At 59.9% G+C, this 362-nt stretch carries 1 protein-coding gene; it reads left to right on the top strand.

Annotation, left to right across the window (positions count from 1 at the left end; genetic code table 11):
* A partial coding sequence (locus EN859_RS35995; protein WP_135913659.1) for an integrase core domain-containing protein occupies positions 1-362 on the top strand: 362 nt, incomplete at both ends.

Here is a 362-nt window from a genome sequence, read left to right as displayed (position 1 = left end):
CCTTCCTCAAGGCGGCGGTGGCCTACTACGCCAGCCTCGGCGTCACGATAGCCCGCGTCATGACCGACAACGGCTCCTGCTACAGATCAAAGGCCTTCGCCAAGGCCTGCCGCGATCTCGGCCTCAAGCACGTCAGGACAAGACCCTATACACCCAAGACCAATGGCAAGGCCGAGCGCTTCATCCAGACAGCACTGCGCGAATGGGCTTATGCCATCGCTTATCCGACTTCAGATCACCGCGCCGCAGAGTTGCCGGTCTGGCTGCACAGATACAATTGGCACCGTCCCCACGGGAGCCTAAAGTCCAAAACACCTATCAGTCGCCTCGCTCTAACCGAGGACAACCTGTTGAGGCTCCAC

The sequence above is a fragment of the Mesorhizobium sp. M00.F.Ca.ET.216.01.1.1 genome (genome assembly GCF_004010325.2).
Taxonomy (GTDB): Bacteria; Pseudomonadota; Alphaproteobacteria; order Rhizobiales; family Rhizobiaceae; genus Mesorhizobium.
The sequence above is the reverse complement of the archived record's forward strand: the minus strand, read 5'-3'. Positions and strand labels throughout refer to the sequence as shown.